General features: G+C 73.5%; 18 protein-coding genes. 10 read left to right on the top strand and 8 right to left on the bottom strand.

Going from position 1 to position 20160, the window contains the following annotated elements; all coding sequences use genetic code 11:
• Positions 1-55: 55 nt before the first annotated feature.
• The 6 genes from ACT80S_RS05360 to ACT80S_RS05335 all read left to right on the top strand — a co-directional run bounded on the left by ACT80S_RS05360 (position 56) and on the right by ACT80S_RS05335 (position 7470).
• Entirely contained in the window at positions 56-715 is a 660-nt protein-coding gene (locus ACT80S_RS05360) for a TetR/AcrR family transcriptional regulator (RefSeq protein ID WP_377413538.1), read from the top strand.
• Positions 712-1836, top strand: coding sequence for an efflux RND transporter periplasmic adaptor subunit (locus ACT80S_RS05355; protein ID WP_377413536.1), 1125 nt, complete (start codon positions 712-714; stop codon positions 1834-1836). Before ACT80S_RS05360 ends, ACT80S_RS05355 begins: the two co-directional genes overlap by 4 nt.
• Positions 1837-1857: 21 nt before the next feature.
• On the top strand, positions 1858-5013 hold the full coding sequence (locus ACT80S_RS05350) for an efflux RND transporter permease subunit (RefSeq protein ID WP_377413534.1): 3156 nt from the start codon (positions 1858-1860) through the stop codon (positions 5011-5013).
• Positions 5014-5059: 46 nt separating this feature from the next.
• Complete coding sequence (locus tag ACT80S_RS05345) at positions 5060-5725, top strand: protein-L-isoaspartate O-methyltransferase family protein (protein ID WP_377413532.1); 666 nt, start codon at positions 5060-5062, stop codon at positions 5723-5725.
• A gap of 10 nt (positions 5726-5735) precedes the next feature.
• Positions 5736-6077, top strand: coding sequence for a rhodanese-like domain-containing protein (locus ACT80S_RS05340; protein WP_377413530.1), 342 nt, complete (start codon positions 5736-5738; stop codon positions 6075-6077).
• A gap of 61 nt (positions 6078-6138) precedes the next feature.
• On the top strand, positions 6139-7470 hold the full coding sequence (locus tag ACT80S_RS05335; protein ID WP_377413528.1) for a TolC family outer membrane protein: 1332 nt from the start codon (positions 6139-6141) through the stop codon (positions 7468-7470).
• On the opposite strand, the gene ACT80S_RS05330 is transcribed toward ACT80S_RS05335, so the two are convergent.
• From ACT80S_RS05330 to ACT80S_RS05295, 8 genes are all read right to left on the bottom strand, one after another.
• The gene (locus tag ACT80S_RS05330) at positions 7467-9260 is read right to left on the bottom strand and encodes a hypothetical protein (protein ID WP_377413526.1); all 1794 of its coding nucleotides are present in this window, start codon (positions 9258-9260) and stop codon (positions 7467-7469) included. The two genes, ACT80S_RS05335 and ACT80S_RS05330, sit on opposite strands and share 4 nt — an antisense overlap.
• Positions 9261-9310: 50 nt before the next feature.
• Positions 9311-10582 carry a 3-deoxy-D-manno-octulosonic acid transferase gene (locus tag ACT80S_RS05325; protein WP_377413524.1) on the bottom strand — a complete coding sequence of 424 codons (1272 nt, stop codon included), beginning with the start codon at positions 10580-10582 and terminating at the stop codon, positions 9311-9313.
• A 3-nt stretch (positions 10583-10585) separates the two neighbouring features.
• Positions 10586-11581 carry a lipopolysaccharide heptosyltransferase I gene (waaC, locus tag ACT80S_RS05320; RefSeq protein ID WP_377413522.1) on the bottom strand — a complete coding sequence of 332 codons (996 nt, stop codon included), beginning with the start codon at positions 11579-11581 and terminating at the stop codon, positions 10586-10588.
• Positions 11578-12960, bottom strand: coding sequence for a phosphomannomutase/phosphoglucomutase (locus ACT80S_RS05315; protein ID WP_377413520.1), 1383 nt, complete (start codon positions 12958-12960; stop codon positions 11578-11580). The genes waaC and ACT80S_RS05315 overlap by 4 nt, the downstream gene beginning before the upstream one ends.
• A 166-nt stretch (positions 12961-13126) precedes the next feature.
• Positions 13127-14098 (bottom strand): Bug family tripartite tricarboxylate transporter substrate binding protein, encoded by a 972-nt coding sequence (locus ACT80S_RS05310; RefSeq protein WP_377413518.1) that lies wholly within the window; start codon positions 14096-14098, stop codon positions 13127-13129.
• Positions 14099-14140: 42 nt separating this feature from the next.
• Positions 14141-14401, bottom strand: a complete 261-nt coding sequence (locus tag ACT80S_RS05305; RefSeq protein WP_377413516.1) for a DUF2783 domain-containing protein — start codon at positions 14399-14401, stop codon at positions 14141-14143.
• A 17-nt stretch (positions 14402-14418) separates the two neighbouring features.
• Entirely contained in the window at positions 14419-16074 is a 1656-nt protein-coding gene (locus ACT80S_RS05300) for an FAD-dependent oxidoreductase (RefSeq protein ID WP_377413514.1), read from the bottom strand.
• 40 nt (positions 16075-16114) lie between these two features.
• The gene (locus ACT80S_RS05295) at positions 16115-17068 is read right to left on the bottom strand and encodes an MBL fold metallo-hydrolase (RefSeq protein ID WP_377413512.1); all 954 of its coding nucleotides are present in this window, start codon (positions 17066-17068) and stop codon (positions 16115-16117) included.
• Positions 17069-17183: 115 nt separating this feature from the next.
• On the opposite strand from ACT80S_RS05295, the gene ACT80S_RS05290 reads away from it, so the two are divergent.
• From ACT80S_RS05290 to ACT80S_RS05275, 4 genes are all read left to right on the top strand, one after another.
• Positions 17184-18005, top strand: a complete 822-nt coding sequence (locus tag ACT80S_RS05290) for an IclR family transcriptional regulator (RefSeq protein WP_377413509.1) — start codon at positions 17184-17186, stop codon at positions 18003-18005.
• A 362-nt stretch (positions 18006-18367) separates the two neighbouring features.
• Positions 18368-18868, top strand: coding sequence for a methylated-DNA--[protein]-cysteine S-methyltransferase (locus ACT80S_RS05285; protein ID WP_377413506.1), 501 nt, complete (start codon positions 18368-18370; stop codon positions 18866-18868).
• Positions 18869-18913: 45 nt separating this feature from the next.
• Complete coding sequence (locus ACT80S_RS05280) at positions 18914-19798, top strand: DMT family transporter (RefSeq protein ID WP_377413503.1); 885 nt, start codon at positions 18914-18916, stop codon at positions 19796-19798.
• 191 nt (positions 19799-19989) lie between these two features.
• Positions 19990-20157 (top strand): hypothetical protein, encoded by a 168-nt coding sequence (locus ACT80S_RS05275; RefSeq protein WP_377413501.1) that lies wholly within the window; start codon positions 19990-19992, stop codon positions 20155-20157.
• Positions 20158-20160: the final 3 nt, after the last annotated feature.

The raw sequence follows: 20160 nt of genomic DNA, 5'->3' as shown, positions 1-20160 counted from the left end.
GCTGGCTACATTAATAACCCGCCAGTCAGTAACCCAGTCCCCCCAGCCCCACCCCATGGACACCCCGGCCGACGACGGCCACGTCAAGCGTGAGCGCCGCAAGCAGGCGCGCCCCGGCGAGCTGCTGGGCGCGGCGCTGGAGCTGTTCGTGGAGAAGGGCTATGCGGCCACCCGGGTCGAAGAGGTGGCAGCCCGGGCCGGCGTCTCCAAGGGCACGCTGTTCATCTACTACCCGAGCAAGGTGGACCTGTTCAAGGCGGTGGTGTCCGAGACCATCGCGGGCCGCATGGCCGAGTGGGACGCCGAGTTCGCCACCTATACCGGCCCGACCGCCGACATGGTGCGCCACTGCCTGCGCAGCTGGTGGGAACGCATCGGGGCCACCCGGGCCTGCGGCATCACCAAGCTCATGCTCAGCGAGGCCCGCAACTTCCCGGAGCTGGCCGAGTTCTACCAGCGCGAGGTGGTGCGGCCGGGACAGGACCTGGTGCGCCGCGTCCTGCAGCGCGGCATCGACCGCGGCGAGTTCCGCCCGGTGGACCTGGACCACGCCATCCATGTCGTGATCGGCCCCATGGTCTACCTAATGCTGAGCCGGCACTCGACCAGCGTCTGCGTCCCGGACGACCGGCCGATGGACCCCGAGCGCTTCATCGATATGCTGGCCGACATCCTGATCCTGGGCCTGTCGCTGCCCGCCAAGGAATCCCCATGACCCGCAAGACCCTGGCCCGGGTGGCCGTGGCCCTCCTGGTGCTGGCCGCCGCCGGCGCGGCGCTGCGCGCGCGCCAAGGCGCCGGCGGCCCGTCGGCCCCGGCCTCCGCGCCGCGGGCCGAAGCCGTCGTCGAGCTGGCTGCAGGCGACGTGGTGCGCGCCGAAACCGCCGAACTGACGCTGGGCCTGCCCGTGACCGGCGCGCTGCGCGCCGTCAACAGCGCCTTCGTGAAGGCCCGCGCCGCCGGTGAGCTGCAGGGGCTGGCGGTGCGCGAGGGCGATGCGGTGCGCGCCGGCCAGACCCTCGCGCGCATCGACCCCACCGAGGCCCAGGCCCGCCTGCGCCAGGCGCGCGAGCAGGCCGACGCGGCGCGCGCCCAGGTCGAGATCGCCCGGCGCCAGTACGACAACAACCAGGCCCTGGTGGACCAGGGCTTCATCTCCCGCACCGCGCTGGAGAGCTCGCAGAGCACGCTGGCCGGAGCGTCGGCCACGCACCAGGCGGCACTGGCCGCCGTCGACTCGGCCCGCAAGGCGCTGGACGACACCACCCTGGTCGCGCCCATCGCCGGCCTGGTGTCGCAGCGGCTGGCGCAGCCGGGCGAGCGGCTGGCGGTGGATGCCCGGGTGCTCGAGATCGTCGATCCCTCGCGCCTGGAGCTGGAGTGCACGGTCAGCGCTGCCGACTCGGTGCGGGTGCGGCCCGGCCAGGCCGCGCAGCTGGCCATCGAAGGCCTGCCGCAGCCGGTGACGGCGACGGTGGCGCGCATCAATCCGAGCGCGCTGGCGGGCACCCGCAGCGTGCCGGTCTACCTGACGGTGGCGCCCGCGCCGGGGTTGCGTCAGGGCCTGTTCGCGCAGGGGCAGATCGCCGCCGGCCGCACCCGGGCGGTGGCAGTGCCGCTGTCGGCGCTGCGCACCGACAAGCCCGCGCCCTACCTGCAGCTGGTCGAGGGCGACCGGGTGGTGCACCGGCCGGTGACGCCGGGCGCGCGCGGCGAGCGCGCCGGCGAGGCGCTGGTGGCGGTGGACGGGCTGGCCGAGGGCGCCTCGGTGCTCCTGGGCCATGTGGGCGCGCTGCGCGAAGGCACGGCGGTGCGGTTCACCCGCCCCGCGCCCTGAAGCGCCCAGGCACCCCGCACCATGTGGTTCACCCGCGTCGCCCTGCGCAACCCCGTCTTCGCCACGATGGTGATGCTGGCCCTCGTCGTCCTGGGCCTGTTCTCGCTGCAGCGGCTGAAGGTCGACCAGTTCCCCAACATCGACTTCCCGGTGGTGGTGGTCACCGCCGAATACCCGGGTGCCTCGCCCGAGATCGTGGAGAGCGAGGTCACCAAGAAGATCGAGGAGGCGGTCAACGCCATCGCCGGCCTCAACGCCCTGACCTCGCGCAGCTACGAGGGCCAGTCGGTGGTGATCATCGAGTTCCAGCTCACGGTGGAGGGCCGCAAGGCCGCCGAGGACGTGCGCGAGAAGGTGGCGGCCGTGCGCCCCACCCTGCGCGAGGAGGTCAAGGAGCCGCGCGTGCTGCGCTTCGACCCGGCCAGCCGCGCCGTGTGGTCGGTGGCGGTGCTGCCGGACCCCGGGTCGGGCCGCGCCATGTCGGCGATCGAGCTGACCAACTGGGCCGACCAGGTCCTGAAGAAGCGGCTGGAGAACGTGCGCGGCGTGGGCTCGGTCTCGCTGGTGGGCGGCACCGAGCGCGAAATCAACCTGTACCTCAACCCCGCGGCCCTCGAGGCCCTGGGCGTGACGCCCGAGCAGGTGGTGGCCGCCGTGCGCGGCGAGAACCAGGACCAGCCCGTGGGCGCCCTGCGCAACGCCGGCCAGGAGCGGGTGGTGCAGCTGCAGGCGCGCCTGCAGCGGCCCGAGGATTTCGCGCGGCTGGTGGTCGCCCGGCGCAACGGCGTGCCGGTCTACCTCGGCCAGGTCGCGCGGGTGGTGGACGGCGCCGCCGAGGTCGAGAGCCTGGCGCTGTACAACGGCCAGCGCATGCTGCTGCTGTCGGTGCAAAAGGCGCAGGACGAGAACACCATCCAGGTGGTCGACGGCCTGGACGCGGTGCTGCGCGAGATGCGCCCGCAACTGCCGCCGGGCGTCAGGCTCGAGCCCATCATCGACGCCTCCCGGCCGATCCGTGTCTCGGTGGCCAACGTGCGCCAGACCCTGATCGAGGGCGCGGTGCTCACCGTGCTGATCGTCTTCCTGTTCCTCAACTCCTGGCGCTCCACCGTCATCACCGGGCTGACGCTGCCCATCGCCCTGATCGGCACCTTCCTGTTCATGCACGCCTTCGGCTTCACCGTGAACATGGTGACGCTCATGGCGCTGTCGCTGTGCGTGGGCCTGCTGATCGACGACGCGATCGTGGTGCGCGAGAACATCGTGCGCCACGTGCAGATGGGGAAAGGGCCCTACGAGGCCTCGCTCTCGGGCACGCAGGAGATCGGGCTGGCCGTGGTGGCCACCACCTTCTCCATCGTGGCGGTGTTCCTGCCGATCGGATTCATGGGCGGCATCATCGGCAAGTTCTTCCACGAGTTCGGCGTGACCATCGTGGCCGCGGTGCTGATCTCGATGTTCGTGAGCTTCACGCTGGACCCGATGCTGTCCTCGGTGTGGCATGACCCGGAGATCGAGGCGCACCGCCACCCGCACGCGCCGCGCACGCTGTACGAGCGCACCATCGGCCGGGTCACCGGCGCCTTCGACCGCGGCACCGAGCGCCTGGCCGACGCCTACCAGTCCATCCTGCGCTGGTCCCTGGGCCACCAGCTCGCCACGGTCCTCGGCGCGCTGGCGATCTTCGCGGCCAGCGTGGCGATGCTCGGGCTGGTGGGCACCGAGTTCGTTCCCAAGGCCGACTACTCCGAGCTCACGGTGAACTTCAACACCCCGGTGGGCTCCTCGCTGGAGCTGACCGAGTCCAAGGCCCGCCAGGTCGACGCCATCCTGCGCGAGTTCCCCGAGACCCGCTACACCGTGGCCACCATCAACACCGGCGCGGCCCAGGGCAAGATCTACGCCTCGGTCTACGTGCGGCTGGTGGACCGCAAGGCGCGCACCCGCAGCGTCGACCAGATGGCCGCGGCGCTGCGCGAGCGCCTGCGCTCGGTGCCGGGCATCACCGTCACCCAGGCCGGCCTGCTGGACTCGGTGGGCGGCAACAAGCAGATCGAGCTGTCCATCCAGGGGCCGGACCTGCGCGAACTCGGCCGCCTCTCCCAGCTGGCGATGGAGCGCCTGCGCCCCATCGCCGGCCTGGTGGACCTGGACACCAGCCTCAAGCCCGACAAGCCCACCGTCGACGTGGCGGTGCGCCGCGACCTGGCCAGCGACCTGGGCCTGTCGGTCGCCCAGGTGGCCTCGCCCCTGCGCACCCTGGTGGCCGGCCAGACCGTCGGCAACTGGCGCGCCCCCGACGACCAGACCTACGACGTCAACGTGCGGCTGGCTCCCGAGGCGCGCCGCACCCCGGCCGACCTCGAGCGACTGCCCCTGGTGGCCGGCGCCGCGGCCGACGGCAGCCCCCGCGTGCTGCGGGTGGGCCAGGTGGCCTCGGTGCGCGAGGCCACCGGCCCCCACCAGATCAACCGGCGCGACCTGTCCCGCGAGGTCGCCCTGAGCGCCAACGCCTACGGCCGCTCGGCGGGCGAGGTCTCGGCCGACATCCGCGCCGCGCTGGAGGGCATCGCCCTGCCCCCGGGCTACCGCTGGCAGTTCGGCGGCTCCACCAAGAACATGGCCGAGTCCTTCGGCTACGCGGTCTCCGCGCTGGCGATGGCGGTGATCTTCATCTACATGATCCTGGCCAGCCAGTTCCGCAGCTTCCTGCAGCCGCTGGCCCTCATGACCTCGCTGCCCCTGACCCTGATCGGCGTGGTGCTGGCGCTGATGATGTTCCGCTCCACCCTCTCGATGTTCTCGGTGATCGGCATCGTCATGCTGATGGGGCTGGTGACCAAGAACGCCATCCTGCTGCTGGACTTCGCCATCCGCGCCCGCGCCGAGGGGATGGACCGGGCCGAGGCCCTGCTGCTGGCGGCGCGGGTGCGCCTGCGCCCCATCCTCATGACCACGCTGGCCATGGTCTTCGGCATGGTGCCCCTGGCGTTCGCCCTGTCCGAGGGCGCGGAGCAGCGCGCGCCCATGGGCCAGGCAGTGATCGGCGGGGTCATCACCTCCTCCCTGCTCACCCTGGTGGTGGTGCCGGTGGCCTACTGCCTGCTGGACGACTTCGCCGCCTGGGCCCGGCGCTTTGCAGGCCGTTCACCCGCGCCTCCTAAAATCGCGGGTTGACTCCTGAATCCAGGCCTTCCCGACCCTCCCTGATCGAGAACACACCATGACCCTGCCCGCGTCCATCGAACAAGCCCGCTTCAACATGATCGAGCAGCAGATCCGCCCCTGGGACGTGCTGGACCCCCAGGTGCTGGAGCTGCTGTCCGTCCTCAAGCGCGAGGACTTCGTGCCCGAGGCGCACAAGGCCCTCGCCTTCGTCGACATGGAGATCCCGCTGGCCCCCGGCAAGAGCATGCTGGCGCCCCGCGTCGAGGCCCGCCTGCTGCAGGACGTCGCGCCCCAGCCCCACGAGAAGGTGCTGGAAGTGGGCACCGGCTCGGGCTACATGGCGGCCCTGCTGGCCGGCCGCGCCCGCTCGGTGATCTCCCTCGAGCTCGACCCGCAGCTGGCCGCCCAGGCCCGCGAGAACCTGAAGAAGGCCGGTGTGGAGAACGCGGAAGTGCGCGTGGCCGACGGCGCCAAGGGCCTGGCCGGCGAAGCCCCGTTCGACGTGATCGTGCTCAGCGGCTCGGTGGCCGAGGTGCCCCAGGCCCTGCTGGCCCAGCTCAAGGTCGGCGGCCGCCTGATCGCCATCGTGGGCAGCGAGCCGATGATGCGCGCCACCCTGGTCACCCGCACCGGCGAGACCGCCTACACCACCGCCCAGCGCTGGGACACGGTGGCGCCGCGCCTGCAGGGCTTCTCCGAGCCCTCGCGCTTCTCGTTCTGAGCCCCGCCGGATGATCGACCAGGTCCGCCCCGCCCAGCTCTCCGACTGGTTCGCCCGCCAGGATGCCGAGGGCGCGCCCCTGCTGCTGGACGTGCGCGAGCCGGTGGAGACCGCCTTCGCCAGCGTCACGCCCGAGGGCTTCGAGCTGCTGCAGATCCCGATGCAGTCGATCCCCGCGCGCCTGGCCGAGATCGACCCGCAGCGCCCGGTGGCCTGCCTGTGCCACCACGGCATGCGCAGCTACCAGGTGGCGGCGTTCCTGGCGCGCAACGGCTACGACCATGTGGCCAACGTCGCCGGCGGCATCGACGCCTGGTCGATGGAGCGCGACCCCGCCGTGCCCCGCTACTGACCGGCCCCGCCGGCGCCGGGACCGAAGAACCCACGACAACACCCAAGAGGACGGACGGATGATGAACTCGCTGCGACTGCTGCCCCTGCCCCTGGCCCTCGGCCTGGCCTTCCTCGGTGGCGCGGCCCAGGCCCAGAGCCTGCAGGCGCTGTACGAGTCGGCCCGCGCGCACGACGCGGCCTGGCAGTCGGCCCGCGCCAGCTTCGAGGCGGCCCAGTACCGCGCCGACCAGGCCCGCGCCGGCCTGCTGCCCACGGTGGGCCTGAGCGCCACGGCCAGCGAGTCCGACCTGACCAGCAAGTCCGGCGCCACCACCACGAACCGCGAGTTCGGCACCCGCAACGCCGCGATCCAGGCCTCCCAGCCGCTGTACCGGCCGGCCAACCTGGCGGCCTACGAGCAGGGCCGGCGCCAGGCCGAGGCCGCCCGCGCGCAGCTCACCGTCGCCAGCCAGGACCTGGTGATCCGCGTGAGCCAGGCCTACTTCGACGTGCTCGCCGCCCAGGACACGCTGGCCTTCGTGCGCGCCCAGAAGGCCGCGGTGAGCGAGCAGCTCGCCTCGGCCCGCCGCAATTTCGAGGTGGGCACCGCCACCATCACCGACACCCGCGAGGCGCAGGCCCGCTTCGACCTGGTGGTCTCGCAGGAGATCGCCGCCGAGAACGACCTGCGGGTCAAGAAGCTGGCGCTGGACACCGTCACCGGCAAGACCGACGCCCAGCCCGCGCCGCTGGCATCGCCGCTGGCCCTGCCCCAGCCGCAGCCGGCCGACCCGGAGGCCTGGGTGCGCCAGGCCGAGGACATCAGCCCCGCGATCCAGCAGGCCCGCCTCAACCTCGAGGTGGCCCGCCTGGAGACGACCAAGGCCAAGGCCGGCCACCTGCCCACGCTGGACCTCACCGCCAGCCGCAGCCAGACCCGCAACATCAACGGTAACGTCACCGTCGGCACCAGCTCGCGCTCGACGGTCGACCAGTTCGGCGTCACCCTGAGCGTGCCGCTGTTCGCCGGCTTCGCCGTGCAGAACCGCGTGCGCGAGACCCTGTCGCTGGAAGACAAGGCCCAGGCCGACCTCGACAAGGCCCGCCGCGACGTCGCGCAGGCCACCCGCACCGCGTACTTCGGCGTGGTCTCGGGGGCCGGCCAGGTCAAGGCGCTGGAGGCCGCCGAGGCCTCCAGCCAGAGCGCGCTGGACGCCAACCGCCTGGGCTACCAGGTGGGCGTGCGCATCAACATCGACGTGCTGAACGCGCAGAGCCAGCTGTTCCAGACCAAGCGCGACCTCGCCGTGGCCCGCTACAACGTGCTGCTCGGCCAGCTCAAGCTGCGCCAGGCCAACGGCTCGCTGCAGGCCGAGGACCTGAACGCCATCAACGGGCTGCTGGCGCGCTAAGTCCCGCCCGGGCCCGGCGCGCCTCGCGCCACCCCGCCGGGGCCCGCCGCGCCGCCCTTCGCGTCGGGACCCAGCGCGCGCGCCGCTTCCAGCATCTGCGGCGTGACATGCGCCGAGCCCAGGCGCATCAGCATCGCCAGCACCTCGGCCTTGCGTTCGGTGGGCAGGTCCAGGGCCAGGACCTGGCTGAACAGCGCCGGGACGCTGCGGCCATCCAGCACCCGCGGGATGGAAAAGACCGCCTCCAGCAGCGCCATCTGGTCGCCGGGCGACAGCGCGGGCTCCGCCAGTACCTGCAGGGGCCGCGCGGCCAGCGCCACGCCCAGCTGCGCCGGTGCCAGGCCCCGGGGCGCGCCCCAGGGACCGCCCCGCGTCAGCTTGAGCACGGCTTGCAGCGAGCCCTCCATCGGGCGCGGCAGCGCGCCATCGGAGATGCCGACGGCCAGCCCGCAGGCCGCTGCTGCCACCTGCAGCGGCGTCCAGGCGCCGTGCATGGCCACCATCCGGGGCAGCAGGGTCTGCACCCAGCCGGCCACCTGGTCCTCGGACCGCAGCGCCACGCCCACCGCCATCAGCAGCCGGCCGGTCTCGGCGGGTGATGCCTGCCGGGCCATGACCAGCAGCAGGTCGGCTGCGGGCGGAGGGTCGTCCGCATGGATCGGCGCCTCGGGCGACATCGGCGCTACGCCGGCGAGGCGGGCGCGGGCCAGGGCCCAGGCCATGTAGCCCAGGGACTCGGGCGGCAGGTCGTCGGCCTCCAGCAGGCCGCCCATCAGGACCTCGGCCTGCGCCGACGAGAGCCAGGACCCGCCGGCGCCGCGGGTGAACAGCCACATCGCGCCGGCCATGTCCGCCGGGTCGCGCAGCGGTACCAGGGCCAGCGGCAGCCGCAGCAACTCGCGCAGCGCCCCGGGTGCGATGCGGGGCTCGCCCAGGCTGTACGACAGGCCCTCCGCAAAGGCCAGCAGGCTGGTCGCCGGCAGGCGGGAGGCTTCGCGCACCAGGGGACTGACCAGCGCGCGCAGCGTGGGTACCGGCATCTGCCGGCCGCCGTGCAGGTCACCCAGCGCGCGGGCGAAGCGGTCGACCCACGCCAGTGGCGGGCTGCGGGTGGCGATCAGGTCGCGCGCGTGCCGGTGCAGCGCCTCGCACCAGGCCTCGCGGGCGGCGCCCGCAGGCAGGGCCTGCACGATGGCGCGCATGAGCGCGGTTGCCGTGGCCACCGGCACCTCGACGGTGGTGAAGGGCGTCGTACCTGGCGTGGGGCCTGGCGTGGGGCCGGGTGTGCCCATCAGCGTGACGCCCGGCACGCCTTCCAGGCAGGCCTCGGCCACCCGGCGCGCCAGGGCCTCGCGCCCGGCCGGCGCCAGCCCCGCCACGCCGATCAGCGCCGCCGCCTGGGCGGCGTGGGCCGCCTGGGCCTCGGGCGTGCAGGCCGACGAGGTGCGGACCAGGCCGGACAGCGCGCTCGCCATGCGGTGGTCGAAGGTCTCGGCGGGCGCCGGCCCGGGGCCGCCGCCGGCGACGGCCGGCGGGACCTCGCCGGGCCCCGCGCCGCCCTGTAGCGCGCCGCTGCGCGCCTGCCCCGGCGTGCCCGCCGCCACGTCGCGCCCGTCCAGGCGGCCCCGCCCGGCCAGGCCCCGCAGGTTCGGCGGCGACAGGCCGACGGCGAGGTCCGGGCCCTCCGGCAAGGCAGGCGTCGGCGGCGGGAGCGGGTGCTGCGCCAGCGCGTGCATGAGCGGCGCGGGGGACCAGGAGGCAGGGCTCCCGGCGGTTGGCTTCGGCTGCATGGGGGACGCCCTCCTCGGCCCGCCGGGCGGTGGCGGTGTGGCGGGCGAGGTTAGCGGGCGCCTCGGCGCGCCGCCAGCGCGAGCACCGCGTCGGCCGTACGGGCGGCGGCGCCGCGGTGGGCGGCGGCGAAATCCTGCGCCGCCTGCGCCATCGCCGAGCGGGCGGTCGCGTCGGCCGCGAGGGCGGCGGCGCGGGCCACGCCCTCCCCGAGGCCGGCCACCCGCAGGGCCGCGCCGGCGGCCTGCGCGTTGTCCGCGGCCTCGGCGAAATTGAAGGTGTGGGGGCCCATCACCACCGGGCAGGCGCAGGCCGCGGCCTCGATCAGGTTCTGCCCGCCCAGCGGCTCGAAGCTGCCCCCGAGCAGGGCCGCATCGGCCAGGCCGTAGTACAGCGCCATCTCGCCCAGCGAATCGCCGAGCCAGACATCGGCCTGCGCCGGGCCGCCCTCGCCCCAGGCGCTGCGGCGCGAGACCGACAGGCCGGCGGCCTGCGCCAGCTGCGCCACCTCGTCGAAGCGCTGCGGGTGCCGCGGCACCACCAGCCAGCGCAGGCCCTGGCCGCGGCGCGCCGCGACCTCGCGGAAAAAGGCCGCCTCCTCGCCTTCGCGGGAGCTGGCGAACATCACCACCGGCGCATCGACCTGCGCGCGCCAGGTGAGGCCGCGTTCGAGCTGCGCGAGGTCGGGGCGGGCGTCGAACTTGAGGTTGCCGAAGACGCCGTCGACGCGCGCGCCGACGCGCGCGAGCCGCTCGGCGTCGGCCTGCGTCTGCGCCCACACCGCGGCCAGCGCGCCATAGGCCGGCCGCGACAGCGCGGGCCACTTCAGCGCCTGCGCCATCGACTTGCCGGAGAGCCGCGCGTTGGCCAGCGCCAGCGGCACGCCCTGGCGCGCGCACAGCGCCACCAGGTTGGGCCAGACCTCGGTCTCCATCAGCACGCCGGCGCAGGGCCGGTGGTGCGCGAGGAAGCGGCGCACCGCGCCCGGGGTGTCCCAGGGCAGCCAGGCCTGCCGGTCGCCGGGGCGCAGCAGGCGGGCGCCCTCGGCGCGGCCGGTGGCGGTGCCGTGCGTGAGCAGCAGGCGCAGGCCGGGCGCGCGCTCGCGCAGCGCGTGGACCAGGATGGCGGCGGCCCGCGTCTCGCCGAGGGAGACCGCATGGATCCACAGCGCGCCGGGCTCGGCCGGCTGCGCGTACCGGCCGAAGCGTTCCTCCACGGCCTCGAGGTAGCCGGGTTCGGCCACCCCGCGCCGGCGCAACTTGCGGCGCAGCAGGGGCTGGGCCGCGCCGGTGGCGAGCGAGTAGAGCGCACGCGCCAGGGCCATGGCTCAGCCCGCCTCGACGTCGGGGCGCGCCTGCCAGCAGGCCTGCCATGCGTTCCAGACCTCGTCGGGCGACGGCGCGCGCTCGCCGCCCACGGCGCACTGGTGCGGGCGGCCCACCGGCCCGGCCCGCCAGGCGCGCGGCTGGCTGAAGATTTCCACCACCGGCAGGTCCAGCGCGACGCCCATGTGGGCCACGCCGGAGTCCACGCCGACCAGCCCGCTCAGGCCCTCCATGTGCTCCAGCAGCGCCGGCAGGCCCATGCGGGGCAGCACCCGGGCGCTGGCGCCGATCTCCCGGGCGATGCGGTCGGCCAGCGCCCCCTCGGCGTCGCTCGCCTGCGGCAGCTGCACCTCGCAGCCCTGCGCGGTGAGCCGGCGGCCGATCTCGGCCCAGTGGGCGGCGGGCCATTCGTTGTCGGCGCGGGTCGTGCCGTGCGCCAGCAGCACCTGCGGCACGCCGGCCGGCGCCCGGCGGCGCCAGGGATAGGTGGGCGGCTGCTCGAGCACGCCGAGGCCGGCATAGCCCAGCGCCTGGGCCACCAGCAGCCGGGTGCGGGCCACGGCATGGATCCGCGCGGGCATGGGCAGGGGCCGCTGCAGCAGCCAGCGCACGGGCCACTCGTACCCGCACAGCTCGCTGGCGTTGCCGAAGGTGGCGGAGAAACCGCCCGGCGCCAGCCGCGCGCGCCGCGCGACCAGGGCCGACTTGAGCAGTCCCTGGCAGTCGATCACCGCGTCATAGGCCTGGGCACGCAGTGCTTCGAAGAAGGCGCGGCGCTCCTGCCGGTGGACGGGGTCGAACCGGGCCTTGCGCCAGCGGCGCTGGGCGATGGGCAGCACCCGGTCGACCCGCGCGGCGCGCCGCACCAGCGGGGCGAAGGCCTCCTCCACCACCCAGTCGATGCGCGCCTGCGGGAACTGGCCCTGGATGTCGTGCAGCACGGGGAGCGTCTGCACCACGTCCCCCAGCGAGGACAGCTTGACGATGAGGACCCTCAATGCGCGGCCTCGCCGACGCGGGCATCGGGCTTGACGCTGCGAAGCAGCGCCAGCATGTCCGCCTCGATGCGGTGCAGCGCCGCCTCGGTGTGGCCCTCGAAACGCAGCACCAGCACCGGCGTGGTGTTGGAGGCGCGGATCAGGCCGAAGCCGTCGGGCCAGTCGACGCGCAGGCCGTCGATGGTGGAGACCTCGGCAGGCGCGGCGAACGTCGCGCCTGCCACCAGCCGCTCGACCAGCGCGTGCGGCTCGCCCTCGGCGCAGGCCACGTTCAGCTCGGGGGTGGAGAAGCTGGAGGGCAGGGCCTCCAGCACGGCGCCCGGGTCGGCCTCGCGCGAGAGGATCTCCAGCAGGCGGGCGCCGGCGTAGGTGCCGTCGTCGAAGCCGTACCAGCGCTCCTTGAAGAAGATGTGGCCGCTCATCTCGCCGCCCAGGGGAGAGTCGACCTCCTTCATGCGCGCCTTGATCAGGGAGTGGCCGGTCTTGAACATCATCGGCACGCCGCCGGCCTCGCGGATCGCGGGGGCCAGGCGCTGCGTGCACTTGACGTCGAACAGGATGGCGCCGCCGGGCACGCGCGAGAGCACGTCACGGGCGAACAGCATCATCTGGCGGTCCGGGAAGATGTTGGCGCCGCTGGGGGTGATGATGCCCAGGCGGTCGCCGTCGCCGTCGAAGGCCAGGCCCAGCTCGGCGCCGGTGGCCTGGAGCGCGGCGATCAGGTCGCGCAGGTTCTCGGGCTTGCTCGGGTCGGGGTGGTGGTTGGGGAAGTTGCCGTCCACCTCGGAGAACAGCTCGACCACCTCGCAGCCCAGCGCGCGGAAGATCGCCGGGGCCGAGGCGCCGGCGATGCCGTTGCCGGAGTCGACCACGATCTTCATCGGGCGGGCGAGCCGCACGCCCGAGGCGATGCGCTCACGGTAGGCCGGGAAGATGTCCAGCGTGCGCACGGCGCCGCGGCGCGGCGCGTCGGGCTGCGCGCCCTCCATGGCGCGGCGCAGGGCCCGGATCTCCTCGCCGAAGATGGCGCGACCGGCCAGCACCATCTTGAAGCCGTTGTAGTCGCGCGGGTTGTGGCTGCCGGTGACCTGGATGCCGCTGCGGCACTCGGTGCTCGCGGCGAAGTACAGCATCGGGGTGGTGACCATGCCGACGTCGAGCACGTCGACGCCGCCGGCGGTGAGCCCGCGCACCAGGGCGGCGGACAGCGCCGGGCCGGACAGGCGACCGTCGCGCCCCACCGCCACGCAGGACTCGCCGGCGGCCCGGGCCGCCGCGGCGAAGGCCCGGCCCAGCGACTCGGCCACCGACTCGTCGAGGGTGGACGGGACGATGCCCCGGATGTCGTAGGCCTTGAAGATCGAGGGGGACAGAGGCATGGGTGGTTTCCTGCGGGATCCGCGGCGCCGTGAAGGGCGCGGCGCGGGGATCGTAGCAGGAAGCCGCCTCGCGCAAGGGGCGGGCGCGGGCTGCCGCGCAGCCTCGGCGCGGATCGATCGGGAGACGAAATCGGGCGGCCCCCGACCGGCCCCGCCGCGAGCGGCGTCAGTCGAGCTTGACGCCGACCTTGGTGATCACGCCGCCCCACTTCTCGCGCTCGGTGCGGGAGAAGCTGGCCATGTCGGCGGGCGTGCCGGGCATGGGCTCCACGCCCAGGGCCTGCATGCGGGCCTTCACCGGGGTGGAGGCCAGGGCGTCCTGCAGCGCCTTGGCGAAGCCGGCGGCGGCGTCGGCCGGCGTGCCGGTGGGCACCACCAGGCCCTGCCAGGCGTAGCCCTCGAAGCCCTTGAGGCCCTGCTCGTTGAGCGTCGGCACCTCGGGCAGCAGGTTCAGGCGCTTGGCCGAGGCCACGCCGATCACCTTGACCTTCTTGCCCTCGATGAAGGGCAGCACGGTGGCGCTGTCGATCCACATCGCCGGGATCTGGCCGGCCACCACGTCCTGGATCGCCGGGGCCGCGCCGCGGTAGGCGACGTGCTGCAGCTTCAGGCCGCTGGACTCGCGGAACAGCTCGCCCACCAGGTGGTGCGGGCTGCCCGGGCCGGCCGAGCCCCAGGGCACCGGGTCCTTCTGGGCCTTGGCCCAGGTGGCGAACTCCTTGTAGTTGGCTGCGGGGATGCCGGGGTTGACCACCAGGAACATCGGGAAGCGCACCAGCAGGCCGACCGGCTGGAAGTCCTTCTGCGCGTCGTAGGTCAGCTTGGAGAACAGGAAGGGGTTGGCCGCGAGGGTGGCGAAGTCGGCGGTGAAGACGATGTTGCCGAAGTCCTTGGAGCGGGCCACGTAGTCGGCAGCGATGTTGGTGCCGGCGCCGGGCTTGTTGCTGACCACGATCGGGCGGTTCAGGCTCTTGCCCATGGCCTCGGCGATGGTGCGCGCGACGATGTCGGAGCCGCCGCCGGCGGGGTAGCCGACCACCCATTCGACGGGCTTGGCCTGGGCCTGCGCCTGGGCCGCGCCGGACACGAGGGCCAGGGCGGACGCCGCGAGGGCGATGAATTGCTTGCGGTTGATCATGGTTGTCTCCTTCGGTGGACGTCGGGTGGGAAGGGGGATCGGTCAGGCCGCCGCGTGCGAGGGCGCGACCGGGGTGATGGCGGCGCGGCCCGCCAGCGAGGCGGACTCGGCGGCGGCCGGCTGGCCGCGGGCGATGCGCAGGGCCTCCTGCAGCACCGCCAGGTCGCCGATGTGGTTGGACAGCAGCAGCACCAGGCGCGCGTTCATGGCGTGGCTCTCGGCGGTGGACAGGCCCTGGTGGGCGGAGATCAGCGCCTCGTAGAAGTCGTCGTACGAGGCCATGTTCGGTTGCGTGTTCAGCATCGGGGGTCTCCTCGGGTTCAGGCCAGGATGGCGGCGGTGCAGGTGGCCCGCGCCAGGGCGGCGCGCACGCCGGCCTCGGTGGGCTGGCGCCAGCGGGCGCAGACATGCTGGTCGGGGCGCAGCAGGTAGGCGGTGCCGGGGGTGGCGTCCAGGCGCTGGGCGACCAGGCCCCGCGTATCGCGCAGGTCGGCGCCCACGCACAGGACGGTCACGTTCGGCAGGCCCGCGGCCCAGGCCGGCGCGTCGCCGAACACCAGCAGGGTGAACTCGGGGCCGAGCGACCGCAGCAGCCAGGTGTCGCGGCCTTCGCGCTGCACCGGCGCGTCGGTCAGGGGAGCGCCCGGGACCATGCGGCCCTGGAAGCTGTCGGCGTCGGGCGTGTTCAGCGGCGAGCCGTGCAGCGTGGCGGGCACCGAGAGGCGGCCGCTGTTGACGATGCGGCGGGCGAAGTCGTGGTCGCGCGCCAGGCCCAGCGCCTGGTCGCGGAACAGGCGGCTGATCTCGCTCTTGGGCGTGATGAAGTCGGTGGCGCGCGTCGAGTTGAGGATGTTCTCGTCCGCCGCGTACTGGCGCTCGGGGCCGTAGGTCTCGAGCAGGGCCACGGGGGCGCGGCCCTTGAGGACCCAGTCCAGCTTCCAGGCCAGGTTGTCGGTGTCCTGCACGCCGCTGTTGGCGCCGCGCGCGCCGAAGGGCGAGACGCCGTGCGCGCTGTCGCCGGCGAACACCACCCGGCCGTGCACGAACTTGTCCATGCGCAGGCAGGCGAAGGTGTAGACGCTGGCCCACTCGAGGGTGAACTCGGTGTCCTTGCCCAGGAGGGCCTGCACGCGCGGGATGATGTTCTCGGGCTTCTTCTCGGTCTCCGGGTCGGCATCCCACCCGAGCTGGAAGTCGATGCGCCAGACATCGTCGGGCTCGCGGTGCAGCAGCACGCTCTGGCCGGGATGGAACGGCGGGTCGAACCAGAACCAGCGCTCGGTGGGGAAATCCGCCTTCATCTTCACGTCGGCGATGAGGAAGCGGTCCTTGAAGATGCGGCCCTTGCTGTCCAGGCCCATCAGGTTGCGCACCGGCGAGCGCGAGCCGTCGCAGGCGATCACCCAGCCGGCGTCGACCTGGTAGGCGCCCTCGGGCGTGTCCAGCGTCAGCAGCGCGCCGTCCTCGCGCGGCGCGATGCCGGTGACCGTGTTCTTCCAGCGGATCTCGATGTTCGGCAGCTGCAGCGCGCGCTCGACGAGGTAGGCCTCGCAGTAGTACTGCTGCAGGTTGATGAAGGCCGGGCGCTCGTGGCCATCCTCGGGCAGCAGGTTGAACTGGTAGACCTGCTGGTCCTGCAGGAACACCTTGCCGACGTTCCAGGACACGCCCTTGTCCACCATCGGGTCGCCCACGCCCAGGCGGTCCCAGATCTCCAGGGCGCGCTTGGCGAAGCACAGGGCGCGCGAGCCGATGGACAGCTTGTCGTCGTTGTCCACCAGCAGCACGGGCTGGCCGCGCTGGGCCAGGTCGATCGCCAGGGACAGGCCCACCGGGCCCGCGCCGACGATGACCACCGGGTGGTGGACTGGCTGCGTGGCGTCCTGGTCGGCGCTGCGGCGGTAGGGGAACTGGATCGCCTGCACCGCTTCACCGGTGCCGCGGAATGCGTAGGCGGGGATGTCGTTGGGCTTCATCGCGCGGTCTCCTGCGGGTTGCGTCGGGTCCGGGGCGGGATCAGCCCTCGAGGGCCTCCCACATCTGGCGATCGCGCTCGGCGGTCCAGATGCGCGGGTCGCGGTGCGCGGTGGCCTCGTCGTAGGCGCGGGTCACGTCGAAGGGCATGCAGTGGTTGAAGATGACCCAGTCGCCGTACTTCGGCTGCATGGCCTTGAAGGCCTCCTCGTAGACGGCGCGCAGCGGCTTGCCGGCCTGGGCGCCGGGCTTGACCGCGGCCCACAGGTCGCTGATGAAGCTGCGGGTGCCCTCCAGGCCGGCCTGGACCTGCGGCTCGCCGATCAGGGCGGGGCCGCGGCCCGGCACCAGGGCCTTGGGGCCCAGGGCGGCGATGTTGTCCAGGGTCTGCGGCCAGTCCTGGAAGTAGGCGTCGCCGGCGTAGGGGGTGGCGTCGAACTCGACGAGGTCGCCGGAGAGCAGGGTCTTCTCGCCGGGCAGCCAGACCACGGTGTCGCCCTTGGTGTGGCCGCGGCCGACCTGCAGCAGCTGCACTTCCAGCTTGCCGAGCCACACGGTCATCTTGCCGGTGAAGGTCATGGTCGGCCAGGTCAGGCCGGCGGGCACGGTCTCCACGTTCTGGAACAGGCGGGGGAAGCGGCCGATCTCGCTGGCCTTGTCCTGCTCGCCGCGCTCGACGATCAGGTCGTAGGTGTCCTGGCTGGCCAGCACCTGCTGCGCGCCATAGGCGCTGGCGCCCAGCACGCGCACCGCGTGGTAGTGCGTGAGCACCACGTACTTGATCGGCTTGTCGGTGACCTCGCGGATGCGGCGGATCACGTCGGCGGCCATGGCGGGCGTGGCCTGGGTGTCGGCCACCAGCACGGCGTCGTCGCCAATGATGATGCCGGTGTTGGGGTCGCCCTCGGCGGTGTAGGCCCAGGCGTGCTCGGAAATCTGGGTGAAGCTGACCTTCTTCTGTTCGAGGTCGGCGGCGGAGGCAAAGGTCTTGGCCATGGGGGTCCTTCAGGAGCTGGGGGACGGCGGCCCGTCCCGGATTTGTTTTTTGCGAACGCATTCGCTTATTGCAAATATACGGACACCATCCGTTTGTGTCAAACTCGTTTGTCCCATGCGAAGAAACCCTGATTCCGTCTCCCCGGCCGCCGACGAGGCCGAGGACAAGTCGCAGCGCGCGGTGCAGTCGGTGGAGGTTGGCGGCCGGCTGCTGCTGGCCCTGGCCGACAGCGGCAGCGCCCTGAGCCTCAAGGACCTGGCCGCCCGCGCCGACATGACGCCCTCGCGCGCCCACCCCTACCTCGTGAGCTATGCCCGCCTGGGCCTGATCGAGCAGGACGCCACGGGCCGCTACGACCTCGGTCCCGCGGCCCTGCGGGTGGGCCTGGCCTGCCTGCGCCGGCTGGACCCGCTGCAGGCCGCCGAGCCGGTGGTGCGGGCGCTGGCGACGCGCACGGGGCATGCGGTGGCGGTATCGGTGTGGGGCAACTTCGGGCCGACGGTGGTGCGGCTGATCGAGGCGAGCCAGCCGCTGCATGTGTCGCTGCGCATCGGCAGCGTGCTGTCCATCTTCGACACGGCGACCGGCCGTGCCTTCGCCACGGCCATGCCGGCCGACCGGCTCAAGCAGGCCATCGCCGGCGCGCTGGGCGAGCCCATGCCGGCGTCGCAGTTCCGCCAGCGCCTGGCCGAGCTCGACGACATCCGCGCCGAGGCGCAGCGGCATGGCGTGAGCCGCGCCATGGGCAGCCCGATCCCGGGGGTGAACGCGTTCAGCGCGCCGGTGTTCGACCTGGAGGGCAACCCGGTCCTGGTGATCACCGCCACCGACCACCAGGACCGCCTGCCGGCCGCCTGGTCCAGCCCTGCGGCCCAGGCGGTACGCGAGGCGGCGCGGGAAATCACCACCCGGCTGGGGGGCGTGGCGCCGGGGTGATCGGGGGTCAGGTCTTGCATCAACGCGGCCTTGCGCGCCTTCTCCGGTGAGGTTCGGGCGAAAAATGACGCGTGATCCTTCCGGCGCGAAGCCTTCACGTGGTCGTGCGTGATGCGCGGGTGGGGGCGGCAGGCGGAGGGACCCGTGGGGCCGTGCGCGGGAGCGCACCGGCCCCCCGGGAGGAGCCTGCTGCCCCCGCCCGTGCAGCGCGCCCGGCCGGACGAAGCCGGGGGAGGCCGAGACAACCCGTCGCGTTGATGCAAGACCTGACCCCAACCCGCCCCCCGGCAGGGATTCCACCCCCAGCGGCAACCCGTCTGCTTATCATGGCCCGCTCGCCCCACCTGCCCCAGGAGCCCGACATGCCCTCCCCCGCCCCCCGCCACACCGCGTCCTACGACAGCCCCCTCGGCCCGGTGCTGCTCGCGGCCACCCCGCGCGGACTCGCCGGCCTGTGGTTCGAAGGGCAGAAGCACTGGCCCGACGCCGCCAGGCAGTGGTCCCCGCACCCCGGCCTGCCCGTCTTCGATGCCGCCCGCCGCCAGCTGGACGACTACTTCGCCGGCCGCCGCCAGGCCTTCGACCTGCCGCTGGACCTCGCCGGCGGCACGCCCTTCCAGGCCCGCGTCTGGCAGGCCCTGCAGGCCATCCCCTCCGGCGCCACCGTGCGCTATGGCGACCTCGCCGCCCGCCTGGGCGTGCCGGCAGCGGCCCGCGCCGTGGGCGCCGCCGTCGGCCGCAACCCGGTGAGCATCGTCGTCCCCTGCCACCGCGTGCTCGGTGTCGGCGGCGCACTGACCGGCTATGCTGGCGGGCTCGAACGCAAGACGGCGCTGCTGCGCCTCGAAGGCGTGCTGCACTGAGCCCCGCAAGCCGGGCATGAGGCGGCGCCCTCCCCGCCCTGCCCCATGCCCCTGTCCGTCCTCGCCGAATTCATCCTGCTGGCCGCCCTCTGGGGCGCGTCCTTCCTGTTCATGCTGCTGGCCGTCGGCGAATTCGGCGCGCTCGGCACCGCGCTGATGCGCGTGGTCATCGCCGCCGCGGTGCTGCTTCCCGTGGTAGCCCTGCGCGGCCACCTGGGCGTGCTGCGCCGGCACTGGAAGGCCAGCTTCTTCGTCGGCCTGCTCAATTCCGGCATCCCCTTCACGCTCTACGCCTTCTCGCTGCGCTCGATCAGCACCGGGATGTCGTCCATCCTCAATGCGACCACCCCCATGTTCGGCGCGCTGGTGGCCTGGCTCTGGCTCAAGGACCGGCCCGACGGCTCACGCCTGGCCGGCCTCGCGATCGGCTTCGCCGGCGTCGCGCTGCTGGCCGGCGAGAAGACCGGCATCGCCCCGGGCGCCTCGGGCGTCGCACCGGCCTGGGCGGTGCTCGCCTGCCTCGGCGCCTGCCTGTGCTACGGCATCGCCGCCAGCTTCACCAAGGTGTACCTGACCGGCATCCCGCCCCTGGTCACCGCCACCGGCAGCCTGCTGGGGGCCACGCTGGGCCTGCTGCTGCCGGCCCTGTGGTTCGCCCCGCCGCGCCTGCCCGGCGCCACCGCCTGGATCGCGGCACTGGCCGCCGGCGTGCTGTGCACCGGCCTGGCCTATGTGCTGTATTTCCGCCTGATCGAGCGGCTCGGCCCGGCGCGCGCCCTGGCCGTCCCCTTCGTCGTGCCGGTCTTCGCCGTGGTCTACGGCGTCGTCTTCCTGGGCGAATCCGTCAGCGCCTGGATGCTGGCCTGCGGCGTGGTGATCGTGCTGGGCACCGCGCTGTCCACCGGCGTGGTCAAGCTGCCGCGCCGCTGAACCGGGATCGCGCCCCGGGCCGGGAGGCCGCAGCAGGCGCAAGGGCCGCTGGACGCGGGTCGCGCTTCGGGCAGGGCCCCGGAGACCCGATAGCCTGAAAGAGCCATCGCAAGGCGGCGTTTTCCGACGCTCCTGCTCGAGGGCGGAATCCACCATGCCGTCCGCAGACACCCCGATGCCAGGACGAACCCATGAACGCCACCCTCGCCGCCACGCTGGCCCTGCTGGCCGGCCTGCTCCCGCCGGCCGCGCTCGGCCAGGCCGCGGCGCCGCCGCCGCGGCCGCTGGACCTGCTGCTCGCGGGCGCCGCGCTCATGGCCGGCATCGCCTGGCGGCGCCATGCCAGCGGCACGCGATGACGC

It is taken from the genome of Ramlibacter sp. MAHUQ-53 (assembly GCF_052600055.1).
Note: the sequence above shows the minus strand (reverse complement) of the source record. Positions and strands in the feature narration are given on the sequence as shown.